This is a genomic window from Stieleria bergensis, from assembly GCA_007745635.1.
In the GTDB taxonomy this organism is placed as follows: domain Bacteria; phylum Planctomycetota; class Planctomycetia; order Pirellulales; family Pirellulaceae; genus Stieleria; species Stieleria bergensis.
On the sequence record CP036272.1, the window covers coordinates 2,572,118 to 2,592,039 of the forward strand.

12 protein-coding genes are annotated in these 19,922 nt (G+C 55.2%); 1 reads left to right on the top strand and 11 read right to left on the bottom strand.

Annotated features, from left to right (window positions below):
• Positions 1-3: 3 nt before the first annotated feature.
• The 6 genes from SV7mr_RS08755 to SV7mr_RS08780 form a co-directional block, all read right to left on the bottom strand.
• Positions 4-1,962, bottom strand: a complete 1,959-nt coding sequence (locus SV7mr_RS08755) for a DUF1592 domain-containing protein (protein WP_419188281.1) — start codon at positions 1,960-1,962, stop codon at positions 4-6.
• Between the two features lie 461 nt (positions 1,963-2,423).
• Positions 2,424-3,758, bottom strand: a complete 1,335-nt coding sequence (locus SV7mr_RS08760) for a c-type cytochrome domain-containing protein (RefSeq protein WP_419188282.1) — start codon at positions 3,756-3,758, stop codon at positions 2,424-2,426.
• Positions 3,759-3,771: 13 nt separating this feature from the next.
• On the bottom strand, positions 3,772-6,291 hold the full coding sequence (locus SV7mr_RS08765) for a DUF1549 and DUF1553 domain-containing protein (protein WP_419188283.1): 2,520 nt from the start codon (positions 6,289-6,291) through the stop codon (positions 3,772-3,774).
• Positions 6,288-7,661 (bottom strand): PPC domain-containing protein, encoded by a 1,374-nt coding sequence (locus SV7mr_RS08770; protein WP_145271143.1) that lies wholly within the window; start codon positions 7,659-7,661, stop codon positions 6,288-6,290. Before SV7mr_RS08770 ends, SV7mr_RS08765 begins: the two co-directional genes overlap by 4 nt.
• Positions 7,658-8,572 (bottom strand): TolB family protein, encoded by a 915-nt coding sequence (locus tag SV7mr_RS08775; RefSeq protein ID WP_145271145.1) that lies wholly within the window; start codon positions 8,570-8,572, stop codon positions 7,658-7,660. Before SV7mr_RS08775 ends, SV7mr_RS08770 begins: the two co-directional genes overlap by 4 nt.
• Positions 8,559-9,902, bottom strand: coding sequence for a DUF1501 domain-containing protein (locus SV7mr_RS08780; protein WP_145271147.1), 1,344 nt, complete (start codon positions 9,900-9,902; stop codon positions 8,559-8,561). Before SV7mr_RS08780 ends, SV7mr_RS08775 begins: the two co-directional genes overlap by 14 nt.
• Positions 9,903-10,742: 840 nt before the next feature.
• Between SV7mr_RS08780 and SV7mr_RS08785 the strand changes: the two genes are divergently transcribed.
• Complete coding sequence (locus tag SV7mr_RS08785) at positions 10,743-11,411, top strand: PEP-CTERM sorting domain-containing protein (protein ID WP_145271149.1); 669 nt, start codon at positions 10,743-10,745, stop codon at positions 11,409-11,411.
• Between the two features lie 54 nt (positions 11,412-11,465).
• Here the strand turns inward: SV7mr_RS08785 and SV7mr_RS08790 are convergent, their stop codons facing one another.
• From SV7mr_RS08790 to SV7mr_RS08810, 5 genes are all read right to left on the bottom strand, one after another.
• Positions 11,466-12,614 (bottom strand): alpha/beta fold hydrolase, encoded by a 1,149-nt coding sequence (locus SV7mr_RS08790; RefSeq protein WP_419188284.1) that lies wholly within the window; start codon positions 12,612-12,614, stop codon positions 11,466-11,468.
• A 414-nt stretch (positions 12,615-13,028) separates the two neighbouring features.
• Positions 13,029-14,123 carry a metallophosphoesterase gene (locus SV7mr_RS08795; RefSeq protein ID WP_145271152.1) on the bottom strand — a complete coding sequence of 365 codons (1,095 nt, stop codon included), beginning with the start codon at positions 14,121-14,123 and terminating at the stop codon, positions 13,029-13,031.
• Positions 14,124-14,200: 77 nt separating this feature from the next.
• On the bottom strand, positions 14,201-16,795 hold the full coding sequence (locus SV7mr_RS08800) for a rhamnogalacturonan acetylesterase (RefSeq protein ID WP_145271154.1): 2,595 nt from the start codon (positions 16,793-16,795) through the stop codon (positions 14,201-14,203).
• Positions 16,796-16,839: 44 nt separating this feature from the next.
• The gene (locus tag SV7mr_RS08805) at positions 16,840-17,958 is read right to left on the bottom strand and encodes a DUF1961 family protein (RefSeq protein WP_419188285.1); all 1,119 of its coding nucleotides are present in this window, start codon (positions 17,956-17,958) and stop codon (positions 16,840-16,842) included.
• Between the two features lie 136 nt (positions 17,959-18,094).
• Positions 18,095-19,912 (bottom strand): arylsulfatase, encoded by a 1,818-nt coding sequence (locus SV7mr_RS08810; RefSeq protein ID WP_145271158.1) that lies wholly within the window; start codon positions 19,910-19,912, stop codon positions 18,095-18,097.
• Positions 19,913-19,922 lie beyond the last annotated feature (10 nt).

Consider the following 19,922-nt stretch of genomic DNA (forward strand, 5'->3'; position numbering starts at 1 on the left):
TCTTTACCCTTTGACTTTACGGTGCGTGAACAAATAACAGGTGATGACTTCGGTGATCATCGTCCGCATGCGATAATCGTCCTCAGCCATCTTAAGCATGAGCTTGTCGACGACGATTTCGTCATAGCCTTCCAGTTGTCTGCCAAGTGCGTAGGCCATCAATTTTTCGGTCAGGTTTCGAGCGATGTCTGCTTTGCGGTTTGCCAGCAGCCGTTTCAGTTCCGCGGGAGTGGCGAAACGTTCTCCTGCCGGAAGCTGTCCGGTCGCATCAATGGCAAGTCCGTTGTCGTAAGTTGCTCGCCAGCGTCCGATTGCATCAAAGTTTTCTAACCCAAATCCAATCGGGTCGAGCACCTTGTGACAGTTCGCGCAAGTCGGTTCTGATTGATGGAGCTCGGTCTGTTGACGCAGGGTCAAGCCATCAAGGTTTTCCTGTTTCAGGTCATCAAGCTCGGGAACGTTTGGCGGAGGCGGAGGCACGCGTTCTCCCAGAACTTGCTCCAGCACCCAGACGCCGCGTCTCACGGGGCTGGTCCGGTTGGGAAAGGAAGTGGAGGCCAGTGTGGCTGGCATGCCAATGATGCCGCCGCGATTGGGGTTGGCTAACTTGACCCGTCGCATCTGCTGACCTTCAATCGCTTGATTCAGCCCGTAAAGTTTCGCCAGCGACGCGTTCAAAAAAGTGTAGTCGCTATCGACAAAGCGAAAGATAGTGTGGTTCTCTTGCACGATGTTCTGGAAAAGCAAACGTGCTTCATCCACCATCGACTGGCTCAATGCTGGCGTCATTTGCGGAAAGACTTCCGGGTCAAACGTTTGCTGTTCAAGCTGGCCGATCCCCAGCCATTGGGCACCAAAGCCGTCAAAGAGGGCTCGGGAACGAGGATGCATCAGCAGACGTTCGGCTTGCTTTCGCAGTACCTCGGGGTTGTGGAGCTGTCCCTTGTCAGCGAGCGCCGAAAGCTCGGCGTCAGGCGGCGCGGACCACAGCAGGTAAGACAAGCGAGACGCTAGCTGATAGTCGTCTAGCGGCACGATTGATTCTTTCGAGTCGACGCTTGCAGCGGGCGTGATGAACAGGAATTGAGGAGAGACGAGAACCGCTTTCCACATCAGCCCAAGTGAATCGATCTCGCTTAAGTCATGCTCTTGGCCAAGATCGAAGATCTCTACCAAGACATCCAACTCTGATTCGGTGGGCGGCCTTCGGTAAGCATCGCGAGCCAGAGAACGAGCAATGTTTCGGGCTGTTTGACGAAGCTCAGTGCCCTCAGCAGGCAGTGTTCCAAACAGACGCTGTTGAACGGCCGTGGGAGCCTTTCCCTCGGGGGCGATGACTTGACCAACGACTTTGTTGGCAATTTCAAGGAACCGCTCTGATTGCAACGGAGAGATTGAATTGAGATACCCTTCCCCAACGACCTCGTCCGGCAGGCTGCTGGCGATCGATGTGTCAACGCCATACAGGTCATGCAGCGTGTTGCCGTATTCAACTTTGTTGAGACGACGAATGACAAAGGTGCCAGGATCGCGCGGGGCCAGATACTTGAGCTTGCCGATCCACTGAATGAATTGTTGACGCTCCGCGTCGCTTGGCAGTGGCGCGGCGTCGTGCGGCGGCATGTCGTGCACCTTGACGTTGGCGACGGATTTTTTCCAATGCAGGGCGGACGATGCAGCCCCCGGCGTATTGAGTGCCGAGCGAAGATTGATACCAGCCTCGGGTCGCGTGCCATGACAATCGACGCAGTATTTGTTGACGAATTGAGAAACGTTCTTTTTGAAGGTCTTCTCTGCATCAGCCCGTCGAGCAGCTTCGTCAGGGATGGACTCGGTCTCGGATTTGGCGACGCTGTCTGCTGCGTTCTGCTGCGCATCGGCTACCCTGACACTGCCGATCAGCAGTGTCCATGCTAAAAGAGTTGCTATGATGCGAATCGCCGATTGAATCGTTCGTGACATGCTTCTCATTTTCGTCTTGCCTTGGAACAATTGGCAACGTTGCATCGTGAGGCCCAAAATAAACAAGCAACCATCAAGTGAGCTGATACGGCAGGGAAGTGATTGCGAGCGGTTGCTGTGGCAACGATTCCATTTTCTGTTGGGGCGGTTTGCTTTCCAGTTCAGTGGATCACAGCAAGCTTCACATTGTATCCACTGCCCTGCCCTGAGTGTTGCTCCGCTGGCGGTCGGGGATGTTCCGCGAATCTCGTCGCGTTGAAACCAGCCCGGGCGCGAAGAGCACAAAGATCAATGCAGCACAGGACCAACTCAGCACAGGACCAACTCAGCACAGGACCAACTCAGCACAGGACCAACTCAGCACAGGACCAACTCAGCACAGGACCAACTCAGCACAGTGAAACCACGGAGGGCGGGATCGTGGTTTGAGGTTTGAATCTGCGATGACGTCTTGGTTTAGGCTATTCAGGCCGGGCGGCAAACTCTGCCATCAGTTGGTGGTTCTCCGTTGTCCAGACACGGACGGTCCCGTGACGATCTCCGGCGGCAATCAGTCGTTCGTCGAACGAGACTGCAGCGCTCAAGTTTGCTGCTTGGCCTTCGGTGTCACCGGGTGAAAAACGCTTGGGTTCGCCAGCGTTATGAGCAATGATCGACAGCAGGTAAGGGTCTCCACTTGCGATCGCCACCCGCTGTGTTTGCGGCAGCAATCCGATTTGGTAGACGGCTTCTTGTTGGCGAGCAAACTCTCGGACGGTTTTTCCGTCTTCCACTCGCCAACGCATAAGCTTTCCATCTGATCCGCCGGAGAACACGTCATCTCCTTTGGGGGCAAAGCAAACACTGTAAACATTGCCGTCGTGGCCGGTGTAGCTGGTCAATCGCTTATTCGACTCCAAGTCAAAGACCTTTGCAGTATGATCACGACTGGCCGACGCCAGACGCGTGCTGGCTTGATTCCAGGTAATCTGCTGCACCCAGTCGGAGTGATTGGCAAAACGATGCGTTCGGATCCAGCTGTCTGTCTCGAACACTTGCACGGTGCCATCTGCCCCTGCGGTGGCTAGTTTGCGGCCGTCAGGACTGAAGCGAGCGCTGAAACACATGTCATCGGATCGATGCAGAACTCGCAGGACCTGCGATGTGTTTTGGTCAATGATGCGGACCTCTCCCAGGCGTCCTGGAATGCCGCCAGCGACGGCTAGTAAAGGGCGACTGGGGTGCATATCGATGCAGCGAATTCGTGGTGGCAGATTGGGGATGCGTTTTGTCAGCGTTCGTTCCGGAATGTTCCAAACCAGCAGTTCGCGATAGCCGCTGACGTACAGCTCTGTGTGACTCTTGCTGAATGCCAACGCTGTCACTGGAATTGAACGCAGGTAGTGCCCAGGAGCAGCCGGATGCTGAATGCCGGGCACGATTGAAATCAAGGAAGCCTTGGGGTTCAAGTCGTCGTAGGTTGCCTCCTGATCTAGCCAGCGGGCAAACAGTTCTCGTTGTTGCTTGGGCAGTGAGTCGCCGTCGGGTGGCATTCGAAAGTCGTCATCTTCGGACTCGATGCGGTCAACGATCTCATCAGCGCCCACCACCATGGCGCGTTCAAAGCTATCCACACGGTAGTCTCCAGAAGATTTCTTGGGACCGTGGCAGGGTTGGCACTTGGCAATCAAGACGGGTGCAATGTCGTTACGGAATGAAACCACATCGTCGCCGCAAACGCAGGGTTGCCAGGCGGGGTGGATAAGCAATAGGCAGGCCAGGGTCAAGCCTGCACAACGTCGTACTAAAGGAGGCATCTGGGAAATCATTTCAATGTTGAAACAGGAATTCGTCTTGATTGATCAATGCCCAGAGAATGTCTTCCAACGCGCTGCCTGGATCTTCTGAGCGACTCAAGTAATCCAGTCCAATTTGCAATTCCTGAGCATTGGGGGCTCGGGAAAAGGCACGCAGGTAAAGTTCCTTTAAGATTTGATCGTGAGGTTCGCCAGCGGCAAGGCTGCGGTGAATTCGGTTTTGCTTGCTGGAAACCATGCGATGGACGGTTCCGCCATTAAAGAGCTCTAGCGCTTGCCCCAGACTAGAATCGGTTCCCCGTTCGCATTGGCAAACGGTTTGTCGTTCCGGCATGCCGAAGACTTTTAGAAATTCAATCTCTCCAATCTGGCCGCGATTGTGTTCCTTTAGATCAGGGGCCGGCAACTGCGTTGCTTTTGTATCGGGATGCACCGAGACAAACCGCTCTGGCACTCCCGTGACTTCCCCCAGCGCATCGAGCAATTGCTCGGCGGTCAACCTGCGCGGTTGAAAGTGCGAATAGAACCGAGCATCATCGACATTGTAGCGGTTGGTTTCTGCCGTCGCTTGGTAGGTGTTGGAGTTCACGATCGTGCGAATGATGTGACGGCGATCGAATTTGTGATCGGTGAAGTCTTTGGCCAAGGCCTCCAGGAGCGGTCCGTTGGCCGGAGGGTTGCTGTCCCGATGGTCATCGAACGGTTCCACAATGCCCCGTCCCAGTAAGTAGGCGGCGATGCGATTGACTTCTACCTTGGCAAAGAAGGGGTTGCCGGCAGAGGTCAGCCACTGAGCAAAGGCCTCTCGGCGATCGGTCGACTGCGAGACCAAGTCGTGCTCTTGAGCGGCTGGTAACCAAGGGCTCACCGGTTGTCCGCTGACCGGATGCTTGACTTCGCCTTCACGGCGCATCCAAACCACCGCTTCATCGCCGCGACCGGTTTGCCGCGTCGCCACACGATGAAAGAACGCACTGAGGCCATAATAGTTGTCCTGAGTCCAACGCTCGTAGGGATGGTTGTGGCACTTGGCGCAGCCAATTCGAGTTCCCAGGAACAGTTGGGAGGTGGATTCAGTGATGTCGGAGGTGTCTGAACCTGTGCGATAAAAATTGCCCGCCGGGTTGCTGAGCGTGCTGCCAGAGGCCAACAGGATTTCACGAGCAAACTGATCATACGGTTGATTGTTGGCAACCGATTGCTTGATCCAGCGGTGAAACTTCAAGACACCGCTGTGCCCCATTTGTCTGGTGGACAGTTTCAGCAGATCGCCCCATTTCTGACTCCAAAACAGAGCGTGTTCATCTGATGCCAGTAGCTGGTCGATCAGTTGGGGACGTTTCTCTGAGGACGGATCGGCTAGAAAGGCCTCCGTTTGTTCGACCGACGGCAACAGGCCGGTCAGATCCAAAGAGACTCGCCGTAGAAAGACTTCGTCACTGCAGATCTTTGCCGGCAGATACTGGAACTGTTTCAGACGCTGGTAAACCAGTTCGTCCACATAGCTCTTGGGCTCAGGAGCCTGCCAATCAAAATTGGGCACCGTATCAATGAAGCCCAGGACCGTGCTCTCGATCTGATCAAGAAAGCGAGCGATGACGGCGACTTCGCCACGACGTTGTCCCACTGCCAACCCATGACGGCTCACTTTGCAAATGGTGTCGTCGGAGGATTCAAAGACCGCCAAGTGCGTGACGTCACGTTTGGAGCCATCGTCGAAATAAGCGGTGACACGCATCTGTTGCACGTGATGTGGACGACGCAGGAACCGTCCTTCACCCGGCTCCAAACGAATCGACGTGCACCTCGCAGGCTCTGGATCAACTTGGCATCCTTCCCGAATCCACTGGACCAGTCGCTGGTATTCGACGTCATCGGGACGCAACCTCTGTCCACCACCGTGGGCGATTTCAGTTCGTGGTTTGGCTAGAAGCAGGCTCTGCTGAGGTTCCAATAGATTGACACGGCGGCCAAATTCCTCTTCCACAATCGTGCGGTAGTCCAGGCTTGGATCAAAGGCACGCAAGGAAAGTCGGAAACCGCCTTTGCCATGAGGTGATCCATGACAGGCGCCCATGCTGCAGCCCGTCTTCGACAAAATCGGCAGGGTTTGGAAGTGGAAGGAAACGGGGTCGGGTGACTCTGCGTTCGTTACAGCGAGCTTCATTTCGATGCTTGCATCGCCAGCCTTCGCGCGAATCGTTGTTTCGCCGTTGGACTTGGGAACCACGGCGCCGCGTTGATTCACGGTCGCGATCTCTGGTTGATCCAGCTGATAACTCGCGGCCCGAGTCAGGTCGGCCACTGATCCATCGGCGTACAATCCGGTGACGATCAACTGTAACTGCTGATGTTTTCCATCGAGCGTAAACGTCTTCGGGGAGATCACCAGTTTGACTGGCTGGCCGACTTGAATCGTGTCAATCTTGAGATCAGCTTCCTCATGCAGTTCGTTTTCCGCTTGCAGGGGCGTGCCAGACACAACGATCAGAAGAACGAGCACTGACTTGGCAATGAGCTTTTGGATGGTCATTTCTTTGCTCCCTCTTGTTTGATGAACGCAAAACAGGTTCCATCGAGTCCAGGAGGCCATTGCGTGATGCCTTTAGAGACTCGCTTCAGTTGCTGGGGTGTTCGCACGGGGGTTGTATAGGTTTTGCCATCCAGGGTTGCCGTGGCTTGGAACTGAAACGTTAGCAGCGGGTTTGCCGATGCGGGCGAGCGGAGTTGCAACTTGGCTTCGATGTCGTTGCGTTTTTTTGGAATGATGTTGTCCTTGAGTGTCAGTTCTGGGCAGGTGATGGTGATCGGCCCGTCGTAGCGAAATCTTGTCACCCGAAACCGAACCTTGAACTCGTCCTCTGGCTTGATCACGTGCCGATCTTTAGAACCGCCATCAAGTTGCACAACAAATGGAGCTTGATCCGTCGAGATATTGAGGTCAAAGGGCAAACCGACGCGCTCGACCAAATCGTAAGCATGCAACTGGTATTGGCCAGCTTGCGTGACTTTGAATCGTAGCGGTTCATCCGAAGTGTCGCCTGTGCCGGTCTGGGCAACTCGCTGCCCAGCGGTGTTATGCAGTTCCATTAGCAACATGGCAGAGGAACCGATCGCCCGAGTCTGTGGTGTGACCGTCAGGTATTGATCGGATTCCAATTCCAGAGGGATCGGGGACGCGGTTTGCTGGGTGATGAACTCGGCTGCCGTTGGATCAGAAGTGATCAGCGGATTCGATGAGACACGGACACAGCATTGCCCACCACCACGCCATTGATTGTCGTGGACTTCCACTGTGTACGTGCCCGTTGCCGGCGCTCGAAACGAGAGCTGTGGATCAAAGCCAATGACTTCGTCATCGTCTGCGGAGGCTACGGTGGTGCCCGCTTCATTCTTGACGCTCATGATCAGATCGGTGTCCTGATTCAGACGCCGTGACCACGCTTCACAGTAGAACGTTTGTCCCTGTTTCGCTGTGAATGTCTGGATGCAGGGACGATTGTTCTCCAGTCGCAAGCTTTTTGTCGTTGGTTCGGTGTCCAGCAACAGCATCGCCGGTGCAGAGATGCCATCACGGTTAGCAAGCCGGATCGCGCAAACGCCCGCTGAGGCTTGATCGGTTACGGTGACCGAAAAACGTCGTTCCCGTGAGTTGTCTTTGCTTTGTTTGGGATCCTCTGGTTCAGCCACGGTCCAGGTGATAGGGGCGTTGGACCAGAGAATCGGTTCCCGCCCGTCTTGGGTCAGGCGATCGCCGAAGACAGTGACCAGAGTGGTTTGACCAATGGTCAGGTTCAGCGGTTCGATGCGGTGAATGACCGGTTCAGCGCTGGCTTGGCCGGCGAGACAAAGGAACGCCAAGGCAATCATGGCCCAGGGGCGAGAGAAGGCACCAAAACTCATCGCGTGTGAACCTCCGGGGCTGATTCCGCAGGTGGCACATCGACTAAATATAAGTCCATCTGTCCATCTCGCTCACTGACATAAACAAGCTGTTGGCTGTTGGGATGCCAATTGGGATAGTCGTCGCGTTCGGAGTTGTTGGTGACTCTGACGACTCGGCTGCCATCGAGGTTCATCACGTAGACTTCGTAATTGCCATCTCGCGTGCTGACAAAACAAATGCGTTTTCCATCCGGAGAAACTCGTGGACGAATGTCCATCAACCGGTTGTTGGTCAGTCTGGTTTCGTTACTGCCATCGGTGTCGCGGATGTAAATTTCGTAGTTGTGTTCGCGGCTGTTGGAAAACACCAGCCGTTTTCCGTCGGGAGTGAATCCGGGCCAGTGAGTCATGCCTTCGATTTCGGTCACCTGTTGCTTGTCTTTGCCTTCTAGGTTGACCGACCAGAGTTGCATGGGGCCTTTTTCTGCAAAGGCATAGATCACGCGTTGACCGTCGGGAGTGAACGTTGGTGTGCGGTAGGCACCGCGACCGCTATGGGAGATGGACACCTCCTTTTCAGACTCCAAGTCACGAATCACCAGTTTTCCGGTCAGGTTTCCCGTGCACTGATCGAATGAGACGTAACGACCATCAGGCGAAAAGGCGATCTCCGTTTGATGGCTGCGTTCTTCGCCGAACAGCGGTTCGGGGGCACTGCTCAGATCATCCATTGGGATCTGCACCGCGCGGATCAGGTCTTCACGCTGGTCATAGCTGTAGACCAGTGTCTTGCCTTCGTGAATGAAAAGAGGGTCCCGTTTGATGTTGCCGTCGTGGGTGAGTTTGATTTCGTCAGCGGCCACAGGAAGGTTAGCCGAGTGAATGATCAGCAAGAGTCCGGCAAGCGTTTGCAGTTTAAACCAGTTCATGAATCAAGCTCCCGCCGTCAAGCACCTTCAATTCCGCACGTCGTTTGGCTCCAATGCCGCACAATTCGGCGATCGTTGTACCGACTTGTAAGGGGGTGATGGGCCGCGTGATCGGATGCTCGGCACGCGGGTCGCTCTCTCCGATGCATCTGCCGGGTTCGATTCCACCGCCGGCCCAAATCGAGAAGTAGCAATGCTGATGGTGTTCGCGGGCAGCTCGATTGCTAATTCGAGGTGTGCGGCCAAATTCGCCCATCGCGATTAGCAACGTCTCGTCCAGCATGCCACGATCTTGTAAGTCGTCGATCAACGCCGAGTAAGCGCGGTCCAAAATGGGACAGTGTCGGTCTTGCAGTAACTCGAAATTGAAAATATGCGTGTCCCAGCCAAAGTCACAGTTGGGCGAAAAGGTCTCGACGTATTCGCTCCAGTTAACCTGGATGTAGGGGACTCGGGCCTCGGCCAGTCTTCGCGCCAGCAGGCAGCCTTGGCCAAACGTGGTCTGTCCATAGCGGCCACGTGTTTTGTCGGATTCTTGTGTTAAGTCAAATGCTTGCCGAGCTTCTGCATCTGCAAGCAATCCGTAGGCACTTTGATGGGTTCGATTCCATTGTTCAATCCCAGCGGAATCAAGTTGCCGACGAGCGTTGTCGAGTTGATTGAGGAGCGCTTTGCGGTTTTGGATGCGTTTAGGAGTGATGCCTTCCAGCAGATCGAGTTGTGGAATACTGACATGCCCGCGTTCGTCGGCGCGTACCAAGAACGGATCATAAGCTTTGCCCAGTGTCCCGCCACCGTAGCCTTCAATGCGCCGAGGCAAGTCGCGAGGAATCCCGCGTCCCACATAGAAAAAAGGAGGCAAGGCTTCGGTAGACCCACGGTCCTTGGCAACGATGGCACCAAAGTTCGGTTGGATCGGACCGGCATTTTCTTCGTAACCTGTCAGTCCAACCGTACCAGCACCAGGGTGTCCGCCGTTGGTGGTGACCATGGACCGAATCACCGTGAACTTGTCGCTTCGGGAGGCCATTTTCGGCAGCAGTTCCGTGAAGTGCATCCCTGAGGTCTTGGTGGGAATGGTTCCAAACGGTCCACGGTACTCCATCGGAGCATCCGGCTTGGGGTCAAATGTGTCGATATGGCTGGGGCCGCCCCATAGCCATAGCACAATCACGGACTTGACGCGGCCCTCTTGCTGCGCCGCTTGAGCGGCCTGCAACACCTGGTGGGTGGAACCAACGGTGAACGGCACCGCCGCGGCTGTCTTGATGAAGCTACGACGAGTCGGGCCCGAACAGTCTTGGGCTTTGAAACTTCCGAATCCAAGCATGGCGAGTCTCGATCGGTAAGCAGTAATAGGTAGGAATCAGGTGGGACTGATAGTTTAACAGACCCTGATCACCGGTTGGATAGAAATCTCCGTCTCGTGGAGCCTTGCCGTGGATTTTTCGCACATCATCTGCGTCTCAAGCCGGGAGATAGGGCGTCTGCCGTGTCTGACGCAATCCGATGCCGCAATCATCTGATTGCTCACCTTGTTAGTGTTCTGGCAGACGCAGCAACCAGGGAATCTGCGCAGGCAAATTGCCGGGCCGAAGCCACCGGGCCGAAGCAGCACGCCTCAGTGGGAGCGCTGCCTGCGCCAGTCGTGATCCGTGGCATCGTCACTTGGTCGCCAATCAGTGGTTTTCACGACATCACCGATCTGAGTTTCCTGGCTACCAAGCGGGCGACATGAGATCGTTGACCTGCCCCAGAATTTTGGACCGAGTGCAACTCCGTCACCGTTGCGCTTGCTCTTCGTGATGGAGTTCAATGCTCGCCAGTGTCGCAACCACAGCCCTGTCCGAATGGGCTTGGACGCTGGCGCTGGGGGCGTTGGCGGGGGCGCTGGCGGGGGCGCTGGCGGGGGCGCTGGCGGGGGCGATTGTTCTTGTGGCTGGCGATGCGGTTATGTGGGTGTCGGGGAGTCGTCTACCAAGTCTAAACAGCAGGAGAGTCTGCTCCGTTGGTGTTGAAAAGTAAACTCTTCTCACTAAAATGCACGAAGCTGTGAATGTTTGTGCCGCTGGCAGATTGAGCTGGTTGTGCTTGGCATTGAAGTTGCCCAAAACCTCGTGACTCGCTGAAAGATTCGGCGGATCGTCATTTTCCTGTAACGAGAACCACCATGCAACGTTTGACGTTGAGACTGATTGTCGCTGTGCTAATGGCCGGGCTTTTGACCAGTCGAGCCGGTGCTGGAATGATCTATATCAGCGGCGAGATCTCCAATGGAACTGGCAAACTAGTCATCAGCGATGACTTGGTCTTTGACATGACCACCAATAGTGATCCCTTCATGATGACGCTGGAATGGGAAACGGGACTGGGGACAGCGCGGTGGCCCAACCTCTCCAGTGACAGTGATCTGGTTGCCACCACCGGTGGCACGCTGGAGATTGATGCAAACATTCCGTGGAGTGATGAACCATTTGTCCATAACGTTGGCTCGACCAACGACCGCAGTGACACTCTTAGCAGCGGTCCACTCTTGCTGGGAACCGGAACAAAGACTCGCATCTACTTTAGCGATACCTTTCAGCGAGTCCGGGCGCTGTACCAAGGTGGTCGCGACCAAATGATCATCCGAGCAGGTGAATTCGAACTTCCAGAAATTCCCGGATTCGTCCTTCCAGAAACGCATGCCGAGTCGGTGGTGCTTTCCCGATGGGGAGGGCCTGGCTGGTATCCCGATGCTTCTGAAACGATCCTTCTGAATGCAGTCCCGGAACCGAGTTCTCTGGCCGTCTTTGCAGTCCTGGGACTGTATGCCGGAGTCCGTCGCCGCCGAAGATAAGCCTCGACTGGCCAATTTACCGCTGATCCCATTTCGCCCTTTCAGCTGCGGCCATCAGGGAGTCTGTTTCTGCTTGCCCAACGTTCGTGAGAAGAACGTTTCCATTGCAGGCTTGGTGCGATCAGAGTGTTGGTTGAAAACCCCGTGACCTGCACCGTCGATGCGCATGTAGGTCACATCAGCGCCCGCCTTTTTCAACGCTTCTGCGAAAACATCGCCGTGCTTGACGTTCACGGTGCCATCAGCGGTGCCATGGATCAACAGGAAGGGCGGGGCTTGTTGGTGCACATGGGTGATCGGTGAGCACGCTCGGATTAGCGTCTCACGCTGATCGGCCTCTCCCTTGAACCGGCTGTCTCCCCGGGGGCTTCGAGGGAACAGCCCAAAGTCAGATGGAGTCGCCGAGGCGCAAACCGCTTGCAACAGACTTGACTGGTCTTGGTAGGGGCCGTCGCCTTCAAGCTTGGCTGCTGGCGGGCACAAGCCAAGCATTGAGACCAGGTGAGCTCCGGCTGAGTTTCCGTAGCCTCCCAATCGATTCGGGTCGACGTTGTATTTCTTGGCATGGGCACGGAACCAGCGGACCGCACATTTAACGTCCTCTATACAGGCAGGGAACGGCGCTTCACCGGTCAGCCGGTAGTTGACGGTGATGCACACGTATCCCTTTTGAGCGTACTCGATCGCACCCCGCAGAAAGGTTGCGGCGCGTTTGTCTCCACTTCGCCAGCCACCGCCGTGGACAAAAACAATCCCCGGGCGAGGCTCACTTGCGGCTGCTTTGGGGCGGACAAGGTCCAATTGCCAGGCCTTGCTGTCTCCCGGGCGATAAGCGATCCCGGCTTCAATGATCACATCCTCCGGTGCGTTCTTTAGCAACTGTTCGGTGGACATGCCTTGCTGCCGGTTTCGATTGGCGTTTTGCGTTGACTGTCCCCGATTCGACGCGAGCCGTTTCTGCAAAGCCTCCAGTTCCTGGCGATCGAGGAAGCCATCTTTGTTCGCATCATTGCGATCGAAGAATCGCTTCATCAGCCCCGTTGTTTCATCGTTGCTAAGCTTTCCATCTCCGTCCCTGTCCATCTTGAGCCAATTCTCAAGCAGGGTCTGACCAGCGGCCGGTGCACGATCAGCTTGCTGTGCCCGTGCACCGGTCACGAACAAGACGCCCAGTAGGAAACAAAGAATGCAGCGTTGATTCATCTTGAACTCAAGGTTGGGGGGGAAGCTTGGGGAAGTCATGACAAGCGTGTGGTGGAACACAGCGGGGACGGGAATTGAAGACACGCATTACCGTTTCGAGTGCACCACATTCATTCAACGTCTACCATGATACCGGTTCCGCTTGGCTGTCTCGACGCCCGCGGAGTCCTCTTGTTGAAACAACGAAACAGGGATCAGGTTTCCCCATAAAATGGTGAACCGTTCGCTGAAGTGCAATCATTGGCCCTGCTGTGCAAAATCGAGGTCCAGCTTTGCCAAGACGATTCAAACACCGACGCAGAAGAGCCCGTTGCAACTTGGTGGCTGGTCAAGCCTGATGCGAAGCTTCGTTCTGTCGTCTGATCATTCGCGGAACACCAGGCGACAGCGTGTTGACCATCGGCGAGACGCGATTTAGCGGGGGGCGTCGTCGTCGTCGGGTGACTTGATCGGCTTCTTCCAGAGACGGTCCCAGTGGGCTGTTTTCCAGTTGTCTCGGGTGACATAGGAGCGAACGAGCATCGTGTCCTGCTGGGTGCCTGGGCGATCAATGATCTGGACGTATAGCAACCCGTGAGCGAGGCCGACGGGCTTGCCTTTGTGGAGCTTGGAGGCTCCCGCGTCGTCGGGATCGTAGTTGTCGATGCCTTCGATCGTTGGGCTGATCTGTTTGCCATTCCAGCGCCGATGCTTTGGAGGTGAGCCGTGAGTATGTCCATTGAATATGGCGACGACGTTGTAGCCACGGATCGCGTCATAGTACGCAGCAAGGTCCTCCGCGGGCCAATCGTACTCCGGCGCGTCTAAGTGCAGATGATGAGAAATAATCACCGGCCGGCCGCTGTCGCCGACGTGCTTAGCGAGGTCTGCTTTTAAGAATTCCAAGCTCGCCCGCGGTGCGTAATGGTGATCTTTCCGTCGACGTTCGCCTGCGCCAACGAAGATTCCCAGATTGATGAGGTGCACTGGCCCCCAATCCCATGAATAGTGCAGTCCGTTGCTGGAGAGATGAAGGACGCCGGGCCGCTGCTTGTTGCGATTGATAATGGCGTCAACGACGAAGGTGTCGCCCTGTGGTCCATCATGATTGCCGTGGATCTCGTAAACGGGCAGAGGAATCCGTCCATCTTGTCCGGTCAGACCATAGTCAGCGAGGAATCGCTGCCACTCATAACGCTGCATTGCGGGGTATTGTCCCCCAGTTTTATCTAGGCTATCAATCAGGTCACCGGTATTGATTAGACCACGCAGGTCAGAGGCGACAACGCCACCACCCATCGCTTCAGGCAGCGTTGATCCCGGTAGCGCGAGCACGCGTTTGACGAACCCGCGATTGGCCTGCTCTGAAAGTGGGTCCAATTGCATCGGTTGATCGGCGTGTTCAGCCAGGTACTGAGGGTCGCCACAAACCAGGAATGAGATCCGAGTTTCCTGGACGTTTGGCGTTTCCGCACGAAGCGTTTGAGTAGCGATTGAGACAGCGCAGAGCAGCAAAAGTGACCGGAGCATGGTTGGTACCTGAAGGGATTCGGCGGACTAAATCTGCCCGGTGTTGACGGGGCAGGATTCTGTTCCCATCGTTTGACTCATTCATTCAAGTCAATTTTCAGTTCTCGTCCGTCCTTGTGAATTCGAATGATTCCGCTGCCGTGCTCTGAACTCATCCATGGGCTGTCGAACAGCATTGGGGGACGCAGGTCGATGGCGGTCCCATTGACCCTTGGAAGCGCCAGGGATTCGAGTTGCAGGGAAAGGGTCAGCTTATCGCCCGAGAGTTTAAACCATCCGTCCTGCGCGGTGCCGGAAAAGCTTTCCAGGTAGCTTGCAAACGCTTCGAAGTCCGCGAACTCGGTGTTGCGACCGGCGATCAGAGCCACCGGGGCGTTGCCGTCAGCCATGCGCAGGAAGATCTCGTTATCCCACTGATAACCGCATGATCGATTGGGATCGGTGCGAGAGAATCCCTTGATCCCCAGCCACGCATTGCCTTCTTGAAGGATGACCCAGCCATCTTGCTCGACAAGACGTGCCTTCATCCCACGGAGGCCGAACAGGATGCGCATGTCTCCGGTTTGCTTGGATTGTTTGTGACGTTGCACCAGCAAGACATTGTCATGTTGCACTGCTTGCTGCTCGCCATAGGTCTTGCCGTTGGCCAGGCCTTCGCATTGTGGGATCACTCGCGCGTTCACATCCGAGGCGAAGGTGACGCCGTGGTAACGGTTTTGTGAAGTCAACGCAGGATAGCCTTCGATCAGATCATTTCCCGCCAGATAATCGTGGGAACCGACACGTGGTAACGTCGGGTCAATTAACAGCGAACCCATCACATAGTCCGGTGTGCAGTGATCGTAGCTCAGCATACGCGGGTCTTCAGGGTCCAGGGCATACCAGGGAGATTCGGTGACGGGGACCTGTTTGCCATCCATTGGGCGCTGTTTGGCAACTCGTCGCGCGACAGCATTGTATTCGCCACGGTCCTCGGCATCGCTTGCGATGTCCTTGATCACATCCGGCAGGCGGTACTGTGTCGTGGCCAAAACCCAAGGGTAGCCGATGATGGGATGGGGGTGATAGGAGCGTGCATTCCACCACGGTTTGTTGTCAAGAATGAAGTGGCTCATGCTAAGCCATGTGTCTCTGGCACCCCATTGGAAACTGCTTTCAGGTTTCGCAGGGTCATCCTGGTACAGACGCAGTCGTCCGCCGCCGCGCACGCCATTCAACTGGCTGATCGCCCAGTCGGCCCAGATCAAGTCGATGAGTTTTCCCATGCGCGAACGTAGCACTGGATCTTCGGCCAGGTCGTGCATGTTGAAGAGTTCCGGCATGGTGTATTTGCCGTAGCCGGAAAAGATTTCAATCAACAGGCCATGCTTGGCACGCTCGACGCAGTAGCGTTTGTAATAGGCGTTCCAGGCTTGGTGATGTTCCGTGATGCTGCGACCGTCGGGAAGTTTGCGATCTTGATAAGCGGGCCGATCCTTGATCGCCTGCAAGGCCAGCAGCACATTGCTGTAGTGCATCATTTCGTGGTTTTCGGAACCATGAATGCCCCACACATGCTGGAGAGCAGCCCTCTGATAGCGACTCTTGTCGCACACGTAGTGCCAAAACATTTTCTCGATCATCGCCTGCGTTTCGGGATCGAGACGCCCGGGATGGAAGCGGCTTTTATCGTTAAAGAGAAGGTAGATTCGGTTCCACGTCCGCATTTGCCATTTAACATGCTCTGACGCGGCGATCTCCGGCGTCATTTCATCTGCACCGCCCTCGTTGGTGATGATTGCCTGTTGAGCTTGGCGAATCAGTTGGTTGCCTTTAACCAGATCACGGTTGAGCCACAGATGTGCGAAACCGCCTTGAAGCGGCCAGGGCTTGTTCGCACTTAGCACGGATTCAAAGAGCTTGTCGGCGTTCTCGCCGGGGACGCGTCGCAGGCGACCGGTTGCCAGTTCTGTTGGGGCTTTGTTTGCTCGGGTTGCAGGCACTGGCACCTTTAGGTAGCTCGCTAGCTCCGGGAGGTTTGTTGCGAGTTCTTCAATGATTAGATCGGTGATCGCTTCGGCACCAGTTTCATTGAAGTGGGTCGTGTCACCTTCTGCAAAGTTGTAAGTCATGCTGGCTTCGTAGCCGATCTGATTATGGTGCGCAATGCTCGCTCGATGCAGGTCGATGAAAGGCAAATTCAATTCTTGCGCCACCGCTTCGGCGGCTTTGGCGTAGTCTGTCAGCGTTCCCTTGTAGCTGTACTTGTCGTTGTTGACCAGGTTGGACACGATTTTGCCGTGCTTATCAAAACTGCGACGAGTGACCGAGCTTACAATCACCGCCTTGCCACCCGACTGCCTGATGCGTTGGACGTAAGATTTTAGATGAGCGCTGTAGACAGCGGTGTCATAGCGTTTCTGATCATTGTGTCCGAATTGAATCAGAACATAATCGGGTTGTCGCAGAACAAGTTCATCCAGCTTCTTTGATAAGGCTTGCAGCGTGGCTCCGTTCTTGGCGTCGTTCACAATCGTTGCGTGACGATTAAAACGCTTTGAAAAAGCAGGCCCCCAGCCCGATTGCACCGCCACGGTCGAATCGCCTATCAAACCGACCAGCACAGGCTTCGGCTGAGCCTCTACTGCAGAGAGGCCAAGAAAGGTTGCGAAGACTAAGACGAGGATTCTCATATCATTGCTTTTTATTTTCGTTGAAATCGAGGACGCGTTTCTTCTCACCGAACGCGATGGTGGCCACTCGGCGAGTCCAGTCCTTTTTGAATCTTCCCTGGAGCGGACGGTTTGCCGGATTCGGATTCAAGCATTGCTCGACAGCGGGTGTCAGCATTTGGTTGAAGCTGCTGGAATTCAGAGTCGGAAGCTCCGAAGTGTGTCTTTACGGTGTCCAATTCCGCAGTGTCCGACAAGGTCGCGGACTCGCTCGCGGACGTTTGAAGGTCGCAACGAAGCTCGGAAAGTGGCTCTGCAAGATTCCCGTCCTGTGCTGCTTGCGGTGCTGCCGTCGCTCGGCTGACGCGGAAATTCGAATACCGGGCCGAACGCGTGAACATATGACGCAATCCGATGCGGCCTTCGATGATCACGGGCAGATCTTGGTTTGCCAGGTGGAAATAGCGTACCGTGTCTGGATTTTTGATCTTCAGATAGAGGTCGCGTTCTTTCTTGATCACTGTGATGTGGTGTTTGACTCCGGTGGCGAACAGTCCGGCCGCAGAGTAGTCCGGTTTCAAGCCGGTTCCCTTTAATCCCTGTTTCTCAGGCATGTATCGGCGCCCGCGCAGGTAGGCGTCCTCTGTTTCGGGGTTGGCGGCATAACTGATGTGATACGTATTCATGTGGTTGTAATACATCTTCATCGCCGGCACCTGACGCAGTTCGCTCCATTTTGTGATGTCCTTGGCGTAAGGGCCGGCGTCACTGCCGGTGGCCTGGATGTACAGAATGGTGACGCAGTTTGGGGCCTTGTCCAGTCGCGTGTATTCGTATTCGATTTTCAAGTCACCGACAAAGTTGTCCTGTGTCCACAGCACCATGTGATGAGCATCGTTTTTGAATTTCGGGCCGGCGGTCAGCGTCATGCCGTTGGGGCGATTCGTGACGGTGCCCACTTTGCCATCAAGGAACCAATGTTTCCGCCAGTCCCTATCACAGGGATCGGCCAAGGCTTCCGCCCAGGTAACGCTCATTGCGGCCTTTTCAAACGCCACCTGTTCCCCGTTGGGATTCGGCCTGCGTTTGGAATCGGCCGTTGGCTCATCGGCCAGCAACGGGGCGGCCAGCAGAAAGAGTACGGCGAAGGTCGTGAAGCGAACGACGTGTCTCACGGTGGTCATGGAATGCTGTGAAGGAAGTCGCGCAAGGAATGTGGGTTCCAGCATGAATGTTATGCCAATCTGTCGCTATCTTGTCTGTTGGAGCGGGACGTCGGAAGGGAGCCGGTTCCGGCTCTGGTCCCCTGCTCTGCCTGCTTCATTCTTTCACGTTCGAAAGGCGATTGAGCATGATGAGTCGCATCTCGATCGATTGATCGCCTGGAATCTTTTGCGCTGAAAGTACCAAGGGGTTCTTTCCTTTTTCCAAGTGAAGGATGCCGAAATTCAGAGGAACAAACTCTTTCACATAGGACTCGCTTTTGCGGGGCGAGCGATCGGAGTTTTCGCCCACGAGAGGTGGATCGTTTGCGATGGTGACTTCTTTGGTAATGGCTGAATGATGGCAGCGTAGTTCCAGGACTGTCCCTAAATTAGCTTCTGAACACGTGTAATAGACCCAGACTTGATAATCACCTTCGATCTGCACATCGGTGTTCCAGGAAATGCTGTCCTCGAGATTGACCCAGTTCGTGAAGAACGAGCAGTTTGGGGCTCTGCCGGAGCGCTGAATCTGTCCGGTCGCAACGGCGTCGCGCGCAGGTAGCTGAGTGAAGGTGAGATCAGGATGACCAATGGTGAACGGACGCTGGTCGTTGCCCTCGGGTAGTTCGCCCACAACTTCCCTGTCAAACTTCTCTCCGGCCGCAGTGAGCTGACGATAGACTTTGGGGAACTTGTCTTTTACGTCAACGCGCTGCCCGGGATCGTTCTGCATCTCGTACAGCCCGCCCTTGTACCCAAGCCTGAAGCGCTGGCTTCGCACGCTGGTTTTGCCCCTGAAGTGATTGATATACAGTCGATCAGGCCAGTTAACAGTGTCCTGCAAAAGAAGTGGTTTGAGACTGACTCCGTCCATCGGCAAGGTTCCGGTGTCACGGATGCCGGCGAGATCAAGCAAGGTTGGTTTCAAATCAATGCTTCCAGCAATGGTGTCCGTTTTGCTACCGGCGGGGATCTTTGCTGGCCAGCGAATAAAGCAAGGGGAGCGGACGCCGCCTTCATCGACACTGCCTTTCTTGCCTTTCATATCGCCATTCCAGCGAAATCCGTTGGGCCCATTGTCCGAGAAATAGATGACGATGGTGTTGTCGGCGATTTCTAGATCGTCCAACTTTTTCATCAGGCGTCCAACGTTCCAGTCGATGTTTTCACACATCGCCAGTGCGGCCCGAGCGTGGGAGAGGTTTTCTGGTTGATCTTCACGAGCGCGAAGTGGCAGGTCGTGGTTTTCGAACTTGTCCCACCAGCGATCTGGAACTTGCATCGGAGAGTGAGGCGTGCAGAAAGGGAGATAAACAAAGAACGGAGCGTCTTTGTGTTCTTCGAGATAGCTCATCGCTCGGTTCGTGAAATCGTCGATCACAAAGCCTTCGCCGGTGACGATCTGACCGTTGTGTTCCAACATCGGTGAATGGTAATGCCCCCAGTGTCCGGAACAGAAACCATAGTATTCGTCGATACCACGGGCATTGGGATGGTAAGGCGGTTGCATTCCATTGTGCCATTTTCCAAACGCTGCCGTTCTATAGCCGGCGGTTTTGAAAGCTTCGAAAATGGTTGTCTCGTCTAAATCCATGCGTTCTTCACCGCGACTGGCCGACTTGACACCGGTGCGAGGGTTGTAGCGACCGGTCATGAACTCAGCTCGCGTTGGCGAGCAGATGGGGCACACATAAAAACGTTCCAGTGCCATGCCCTGTGAAGCGAGTCGATCGATATTGGGGGTGCTCATGTTGGTGTTGCCATGCACACTCAGATCGCCCCAGCCTTGATCATCGGTCAGGATGACGATGACGTTCGGTTGGTCTGCACTGACTGGTGCAACCAGTCCTGGCGCAACGTGTCCAACGATCAGGCAAAAGAAAAAGAGCCCTAATCTCAAAGGCAGTGTCCGTCGTGATTTCTGCTTGCTCATGATGCTATTC

What these genes read in the sequence shown, in the direction of transcription:
- SV7mr_RS08755 (WP_419188281.1), bottom strand. Translation starts at nt 1,962, where the DNA reads ATGTCACGAACGATTCAATCGGCGATTCGCATCATAGCAACTCTTTTA.
- SV7mr_RS08760 (WP_419188282.1), bottom strand. Translation starts at nt 3,758, where the DNA reads ATGCCTCCTTTAGTACGACGTTGTGCAGGCTTGACCCTGGCCTGCCTA.
- SV7mr_RS08765 (WP_419188283.1), bottom strand. Translation starts at nt 6,291, where the DNA reads ATGACCATCCAAAAGCTCATTGCCAAGTCAGTGCTCGTTCTTCTGATC.
- SV7mr_RS08770 (WP_145271143.1), bottom strand. Translation starts at nt 7,661, where the DNA reads ATGAGTTTTGGTGCCTTCTCTCGCCCCTGGGCCATGATTGCCTTGGCG.
- SV7mr_RS08775 (WP_145271145.1), bottom strand. Translation starts at nt 8,572, where the DNA reads ATGAACTGGTTTAAACTGCAAACGCTTGCCGGACTCTTGCTGATCATT.
- SV7mr_RS08780 (WP_145271147.1), bottom strand. Translation starts at nt 9,902, where the DNA reads ATGCTTGGATTCGGAAGTTTCAAAGCCCAAGACTGTTCGGGCCCGACT.
- SV7mr_RS08785 (WP_145271149.1), top strand. Translation starts at nt 10,743, where the DNA reads ATGCAACGTTTGACGTTGAGACTGATTGTCGCTGTGCTAATGGCCGGG.
- SV7mr_RS08790 (WP_419188284.1), bottom strand. Translation starts at nt 12,614, where the DNA reads ATGAATCAACGCTGCATTCTTTGTTTCCTACTGGGCGTCTTGTTCGTG.
- SV7mr_RS08795 (WP_145271152.1), bottom strand. Translation starts at nt 14,123, where the DNA reads ATGCTCCGGTCACTTTTGCTGCTCTGCGCTGTCTCAATCGCTACTCAA.
- SV7mr_RS08800 (WP_145271154.1), bottom strand. Translation starts at nt 16,795, where the DNA reads ATGAGAATCCTCGTCTTAGTCTTCGCAACCTTTCTTGGCCTCTCTGCA.
- SV7mr_RS08805 (WP_419188285.1), bottom strand. Translation starts at nt 17,958, where the DNA reads ATGACCACCGTGAGACACGTCGTTCGCTTCACGACCTTCGCCGTACTC.
- SV7mr_RS08810 (WP_145271158.1), bottom strand. Translation starts at nt 19,912, where the DNA reads ATGAGCAAGCAGAAATCACGACGGACACTGCCTTTGAGATTAGGGCTC.